This window comes from Gordonia sp. (in: high G+C Gram-positive bacteria), from assembly GCF_049299075.1.
Taxonomy (GTDB): domain Bacteria; phylum Actinomycetota; class Actinomycetes; order Mycobacteriales; family Mycobacteriaceae; genus Gordonia.
Genome location: NZ_JBAQWU010000495.1, coordinates 1 through 6,788 on the forward strand (window position 1 = coordinate 1; position 6,788 = coordinate 6,788).

Genomic DNA, 6,788 nt, shown 5'->3' on the forward strand with positions numbered 1-6,788 from the left:
CTTCCATCGCGTCGATCTCTTCGCGAATGGTGCGTGAACCGAGGTCGGCGGCCACCGCCGACCCGGCCGCACCAGCCACCAGCAGTGACGTCACCAACGGGGAACCCTGCTGGACGACGACGAGCACGCTGGCCGCGCCGGTGAACGACTCGGCGCCGAGTTGCTTGATCAGCGAACCGGTCTGCAGCGACACGATCGCGCCGAACGGGATCGCGATGAGCGCCGTCGGCAAGATCGTGACGCTGGCGATGAACCAGGCCTGCTGAATAAACTCACGCCACTGAAATGGGCGCACGAAAAGCTGACGTATCACGTCAACGAAAATCTGGACGATGCTACCGGTCTGGGTCAGAGCCCCATCGCCGGCCTTCTGAATTCTCGTGACGCCACGCTGGGTGGCAGTTGTCATTCTCGAGTGCCATCCTTATGCACGGTGGTGATCTCCTCGGTGCGCGCATCGTCGAGGACGATCGTCTGCGTCGCCGCCTCGTAGTCGGTGGTGAGCACCTGGGTCGGAGTCTCGATCACCTCGGTCACGCCGCCGTCGGTGGCGACCACCTGGGTGTTGGCGTCGAACTCGTTGAACCCGCCACCGGGGTAGTCGAACTGGTGGTTCGCCAAGGCGACCAGGGTCGCCGAGTGTTCCGGCTGCTCGAGGGCACGGCGATCCTCGTCGGCGATCGACGCACGGATGGCCTCCTGCGCGTTGACCGGGAGCGTGCCGATGATGTTCAGCACGTTCTGACGGTGGCGGATCGCCGCCTGCCGCACCGGCATATCCGGGTTTGGCTGCACCTGCGGGATGATCTCGCTGAAGTCGTCCTTGGTGCCACCACCACCGATACCAGCGGCCTGCATGGCAGCCTCGGCGGCAGCAACAGCCTCGTCCTTCTCCTCGGACATACCGATCGGACCGAAGCGGTCACCGGAGAGGAACTGCTTGACGACGGGCTGCTCGGAGGTCAGCAGCACTTCGCGCGGGCCGAACATGACCAGTTCCTTGCGGAACAGCATGCCGATGTTGTCCGGGATGGTGCGGGCAATGTTGATGTTGTGGGTCACGATCAGGATCGTGGCGTCGATCTCGGCGTTGATGTCGATCAACAGCTGCGAGATGTAGGCGGTACGCACCGGGTCCAGACCGGAGTCCGGCTCGTCGCAGAGGATGATCTCCGGGTCGAGCACCAGGGCGCGGGCCAAACCGGCACGCTTGCGCATACCGCCGGAGATCTCACCGGGGAGCTTGTCTTCGGCGCCGGCCAGGCCCACCAACTCGACCTTGTCCATCACAATGCGACGGACTTCGTCCTCAGATTTCTTGGTGTGCTCGCGCAGCGGGAAGGCGATGTTGTCGTACAGGGTCATCGAGCCAAAGAGCGCGCCGTCCTGAAAGAGGACGCCGAAGAGCTTGCGGATCTCGTAGAGCTCCTTGGCCGAACACTGGGTGATATCGGTGCCATCGATGACGACCGAACCCTGCTCCGGGTGGAGCAGACCGATCAGCGTCTTCAGGAAGACCGACTTACCGGTACCCGACGGGCCGAGGAGTGCGTTGACCTCGCCGGCCGGCAGGGTCAGGCTGACATCGCGCCAGATGTTCTGTGAACCAAAAGACTTGGTCAAACCTTCAACTGTGACTTCGACTCCCACTGCGTCCCTCCAGACGATGTAATGGCACCTGAGAAGTCATCGCTCTAGTCCCCGACTCACTCCCGCGAAGCTTTGGTTCACTTAAGTGCCGCCTATGTGGCTGGGGTCACTCTAGCGTACGGGCTCGGCGTGTTCACCCCGCGCCCGTCGGGCTTGCCTGGTATGGACAGAACGTCGAACTTACCTAGCGGTAACTTCTCGGTAGGCTGAGAGTACCCAAAGATCGGCCCCGCGCAAAAGTGAGACAACGATCTGTCCACCCGCCCCTGTGGCCCGGTTCATAGCGGGACCAAAGCCCCTGCTGATCAACCACAATTTCGCCGCTCAGAGTCGGTCACCTGACCAGTAAAACGTTCGACGCGGATGTGCCCATCACGACCTCGGTCCCCGGCCCCGGTCCCGGATCTGGACACACCGATGCGAACGAGGCCCGCGGGATAATCCCGCGAGCCTCGTTGGCGTTGCGCCGTAACCGGCTGGAGACCGCCTCTGCAGGCGGCCTATCTCACTTGAGCGAGATGGAGGCGCCAGCCTCTTCCAGCTTGGCCTTGGCAGCCTCAGCGTCTTCCTTGCTGACCTTCTCCAGGAGGGCCTTCGGAGCACCCTCGACGAGGTCCTTGGCTTCCTTCAGACCCAGACCCGAGACGACCTCGCGGACGACCTTGATGACCTGGATCTTCTTCTCGCCGGCCGACTCGAGCACGACGTCGAACTCGTCCTGCTCGGCAGCAGCCTCGGCGCCGGCAGCCGGAGCACCGGCAGCAGCGATAGCAACCGGAGCAGCTGCGGTGACCTCGAAGACCTCTTCGAACTTCTTCACGAAATCGCTGAGCTCCAGCAGAGTCAGTTCTTTGAACTGCTCGATGAGCTCGTCAGCGGTGAGCTTCGCCATGATGGCGTCCTTCCTCTAATTCCCGGACGGGATGGCCCGCGGTGCGGACCTGGTTTGTGGTGCCCCCGGTTGTCCGGGAGCGGGGTGGTCGGACAAGGCCTAAGCGGCCTCTCCGTCCTTCTTTTCCTGCAGAGCCGCGGCGAGACGCGCGACCTGCGAGGCGGGCTGAATGAACAGCCCGGCAGCCTTTGCCAAGTTGCCCTTCATGGCACCGGCGAGCTTGGCCAGGAGGACCTCACGGGTCTCCAGGTCGGCGATGGCCTCAATTTCGGCGATGGACAGCGCGCGGCCGTCCATGTAGCCGCCCTTGATGACCAGGGCCTTGTTGTCCTTGGCGAAGGTCTTGATGGCCTTCGCTGCCAGAACCGGCTCACCTTCAATGAAGGCGATCGCGGTCGGACCGACAAACAGCTCGTCGAGCCCCTCAACGCCTGCCTCAGCGGCAGCACGCTTGACGAGGGTGTTCTTGGCGACGGAGTACGTGGCGCCTTCGCCGAGCGACCGACGGAGTTCACCGATCTGCGGGACGGACAGACCACGGTATTCCGTGATGACCGCTGCGGTGGAACTCTTGAAGTGCTCGGTGATCTCAGCGACTGCTGCGACCTTTTCCTGCGTGGACATACTTCGCCTCCTCTCGTGTCTGTTAGAGACACCCTGCGGGTGTCGCGACCCAGAGACGCCGGCGCGTCCGGACCCGGAAAAAATCACGCCCCGCAGCAGAAGCAACGGGGCGAATCTCTCCGGCGGCATGCAGCCACAGAAGCGGTACTCTCCTCGTTCATCCTGCGTGGGCCGCCGAGAAAATTCCCGGACCTTCGATCGGGATCTCTCCCGACCACCGACGGTCTCTGGTTGAACTCGATACATCGAAGTGAATCCGATGAACCGCGCTCTAGAATAACGGCCATGCCTGCTGATGTCGAATCGCCTACCGGAGCACAGCGCGGACCGGCGCCGGCCTTGGCCCGCGCTACCGCCGCGGTCAGCGCCATTCGCGAGCGTAATCTGCACCGGATCGGCCATTGGGTCCCGTTCACCCGCATCGGCGCGAGCGCATGGCCGCCACCCGGGCGACCGCTGAGCAAGCAGCGCCTCACCGCGTCCTGGAACTACTGGTGGCAGGCCCACCTGCTGGATCTGCTGGTAGACGCCGCCCTGCTCGGCGACGAGCGCGCCGCCGGCGAGGCCAACGCGCTGGTGCGCGGCATCAAGATACGCAACACCGGCCGGTGGACCAACGCCTACTACGACGATATGGCCTGGCTGGCGCTTGCCGTGGAACGCTGCGATCGCCACCTAAACGGGCCCGGGCATGCGCGCGGGCAACGCATCCTGACCGACGTCCTCTATGCCGCGTGGGCACCCGACCACGGCGGCGGCATCCCGTGGCGCACCACCGACCACTTCTTCAACGTCCCCGCCAACGGCCCGGCCGGTATCTTCCTCGCCCGGCGCGGCCGGGTCGAGCGTGCGGTCGCCACCGCCGACTGGATCAACGAGACCATGCTGCTGCCGAGCGGACTGATCGCCGACGGTTTCTGGGTGGAGTCCGACGGCAGCCGCCGATACATCAACGCCATGTACACCTACTGCCAGGGCGTCGCGCTCGGTTTGTACCTGGAGTGCTTCGGATTGACGCGGGAGCCCCGACATCTGGAGCGCCTGGAAGCGCTACTCGGCGTCGTCGAGCAGCGGTGCACCACCAACGGAGTGGTGATCGGCGCCGGCGGTGGCGACGGCGGCTTGTTCGCCGGGATCCTGGTGCGCAACTTGGCTCTGATCGTCACCGATCTGCCCACCCCGCACACAGTGGCCGAGCGCCGGCACTTTCGCGCGCTCAGCGCTCGGGCCCGTGCCATCGTGCTGGCTTCGGCCGAGTCGGCGTGGGCCCATCGAGCCGAATACAACGGCCTGCCAGTGTTCGGCGCGGACTGGTCAAGCCCGGCCGCCGTACCCACCACCGACGGCGAGGCCTCGGCCTTCATCGGCGGTGCAGTCCGTTCGTCGTCGTCGCCGGAACGGGACTTATCAGTACAGATTTCCGGCGCGATGGCCATGACGGCGGCCGCGTTGATAACACTGCGATCACCAGAAGACACCGGTACGGTGACCCCCGGATGACAATCAGGAACTCTCTCGTGCTTAATTGATTCGAGAACATGTTCTCGGTGTGCCAGATCACACCGGGAACTTCGTCGGGGTGTGACCTGCCGCCAGCGCGGTGAGAAGGGACAGACACGTGAGCGTGCCACTCGATCTCCACAATCGGGGCGCTGCCCCGCACCCGGCCGCTGGCGCACCCGGCTATCGAGATGCCGACGGCGGCCACCAGGCCGCGACCTGGTACCAGTCGGTGTACGGCCGCAAGCCCTACCCGCGCGTGCACATTTCCCGCAATGTCACCGTCACCATGAGCGACGGTGTCCGGCTGCGCGCCACCGTCGTGCGGCCGGCGAACAGACTCGGCCAGCCCACCCAAACGCCGTTCCCGGCGGTACTCAACGTGAACCCGTACAACCGGGCCCTGCTCGACGGCTTCGACCACCTGCTGCACGGCCCGGGTATCGGGCACGCAGTGCGCAGTGCGGCCAGCACGATGACCCACACGTCCGGTCCGTTGGCCGGGATCTCCCGGCTCACCCGGACCTTCGATCGCGGCCTGTTCGATGTCTTCGGTGTGAACCGCAATCTGGTGCAGTCCGGATACGTGCAGGTCCTGGTCGACGTCCGCGGCACCGGCGCCTCACAGGGCAAATGGCAGATCCTCGGGGAACGCGAACAGCACGACTCCGTCGAGGTGATCGACTGGATGGCGCAGCAGCCGTGGTGCGACGGTAACGTCGGTATGGCCGGCTGGAGCTACTCGGCGATCAACGCGCTGCAGGCGGCGGCGTTGCGGCCAAAGGCACTCAAGGCAGTCTTCGCCATCGAGGGCAGCGAGGACGTGGTCCGCGACATCTACATCACCGGCGGCATGCCATCGGCGTTCATTCCGATGTGGCTGTCGTTGGTGAACGGCGTCAAATGGTTGCCGAATCCGGCCACGGCACTCGGCGATATCTTTACCGGTGACCTCTACCGCTGGTGGCGCGACCGCATGACCAGCCCGATCACCGAGATGCCGTCGCTGCTCTGGGGCTTCCTCACCGCGCAGGACCACCGGATCTTCGACCACCCGTACTTCGTCGAGCGATCGGCGATTGTCGAGAACATCGAGGCCGCCACTTTCACCGTCGGCGCCTGGCACGACCTCTTCGGCCGCAGCGCCACCCGCGTCTACGACAAACTGCAGATGGCGCCGGGCCGCAAGCAGATGCTCGTGGCCAACGGCTACCACCTGGATCCGGGCTGCGACCATGGCCGCGAGCATCAGCCGCCGCAACTCGACGTGCTCGAGCGTGCGTGGTTCGATCGCTGGCTCAAGGGCATCGAGAACGGCGTCGACAGTTACGGACCAGTGACCGTCGAGCAACAGGGCGGCGATTGGTCGTGCGGCCCGGTGTTCCCGCGCGCCGAGGTCCGCGCCCAGCGGCTGTTCCTGGCCGAGGAGTCGTCGGGGACGGCCCGCCACGCCCGGCACGACGGCAGCCTCCGTACCCGGCCGGCCTCGCGGCGTCGTTCGATCCGCACTAAGCCAGACTTGCGCGGCCTGAAGTCCCGCGACATCTCGCAGGTGTTCGCGGGCCTCCCGATCGTCTTCGGACGAAGCTTCAACGACGACGCCGCCTACCAGGAGCAGGGCGCGCTCAGCTTCACCAGCGATCCAGTCGCCATGCCGACGCAGCTCTCCGGGGCGATGAATCTGCGGCTGAACGTCTCGACCACCGCGCACGAGGGCATTTGGGCTGTCACTGTCAACGACGTCGCTCCCGACGGCACCTCCACTGTCCTGACCAACGGCGCCCTGACCGCCTCCAATCGTGCGCTTGACCCGTCCCGGTCCACCTACGACGAGCGGACCGGCGCCCTGCTCGACGCCGTGCACTACCTGTCGCGAGAGCGCCGCCTTCCGGTGCCCGCCGACGAACCGGTCCGCATCGACGTGGACCTGGTGCCCACCGATGCGGTCCTGCAGCCCGGCCATCGGCTGCGGGTGGACGTCTACGCCGCCAGCCTGCCCCGGTATCTGACGATCGTGCCCGACCTGATCAAGGCGCGCGGCCGCCGCCAGCAGTTGGTGCTCGACCCGAATAAGCCCAGCTATCTGACATTCCTGTCCGATGGCAAACTCGGCACCGCACCG

6 protein-coding genes are annotated in these 6,788 nt (G+C 65.4%); 2 read left to right on the forward strand and 4 right to left on the reverse strand.

What is annotated here, in order from left to right:
* The 4 genes from WAW85_RS15575 to rplJ form a co-directional block, all read right to left on the reverse strand.
* On the reverse strand, positions 1-409 hold a 409-nt coding region (locus WAW85_RS15575), incomplete at its 3' end, for an MlaE family ABC transporter permease (protein WP_422560496.1).
* Positions 406-1,650, reverse strand: a complete 1,245-nt coding sequence (locus WAW85_RS15580) for an ABC transporter ATP-binding protein (RefSeq protein ID WP_422560497.1) — start codon at positions 1,648-1,650, stop codon at positions 406-408. The genes WAW85_RS15580 and WAW85_RS15575, both read right to left, overlap by 4 nt.
* Positions 1,651-2,155: 505 nt before the next feature.
* Positions 2,156-2,542, reverse strand: a complete 387-nt coding sequence (rplL, locus tag WAW85_RS15585) for a 50S ribosomal protein L7/L12 (RefSeq protein ID WP_422560498.1) — start codon at positions 2,540-2,542, stop codon at positions 2,156-2,158.
* Positions 2,543-2,641: 99 nt separating this feature from the next.
* Positions 2,642-3,166 carry a 50S ribosomal protein L10 gene (gene rplJ / locus WAW85_RS15590; RefSeq protein ID WP_422560499.1) on the reverse strand — a complete coding sequence of 175 codons (525 nt, stop codon included), beginning with the start codon at positions 3,164-3,166 and terminating at the stop codon, positions 2,642-2,644.
* 285 nt (positions 3,167-3,451) lie between these two features.
* On the opposite strand from rplJ, the gene WAW85_RS15595 reads away from it, so the two are divergent.
* Both WAW85_RS15595 and WAW85_RS15600 read left to right on the forward strand, forming a co-directional pair.
* Positions 3,452-4,666, forward strand: a complete 1,215-nt coding sequence (locus WAW85_RS15595; protein ID WP_422560500.1) for a glycoside hydrolase family 76 protein — start codon at positions 3,452-3,454, stop codon at positions 4,664-4,666.
* Between the two features lie 118 nt (positions 4,667-4,784).
* Positions 4,785-6,788: CocE/NonD family hydrolase (locus tag WAW85_RS15600; protein ID WP_422560501.1), on the forward strand; the 2,004-nt coding region annotated here is incomplete at its 3' end.

What these genes read in the sequence shown, in the direction of transcription:
- rplJ (WP_422560499.1), bottom strand. Translation starts at nt 3,166, where the DNA reads ATGTCCACGCAGGAAAAGGTCGCAGCAGTCGCTGAGATCACCGAGCAC.
- rplL (WP_422560498.1), bottom strand. Translation starts at nt 2,542, where the DNA reads ATGGCGAAGCTCACCGCTGACGAGCTCATCGAGCAGTTCAAAGAACTG.
- WAW85_RS15595 (WP_422560500.1), top strand. Translation starts at nt 3,452, where the DNA reads ATGCCTGCTGATGTCGAATCGCCTACCGGAGCACAGCGCGGACCGGCG.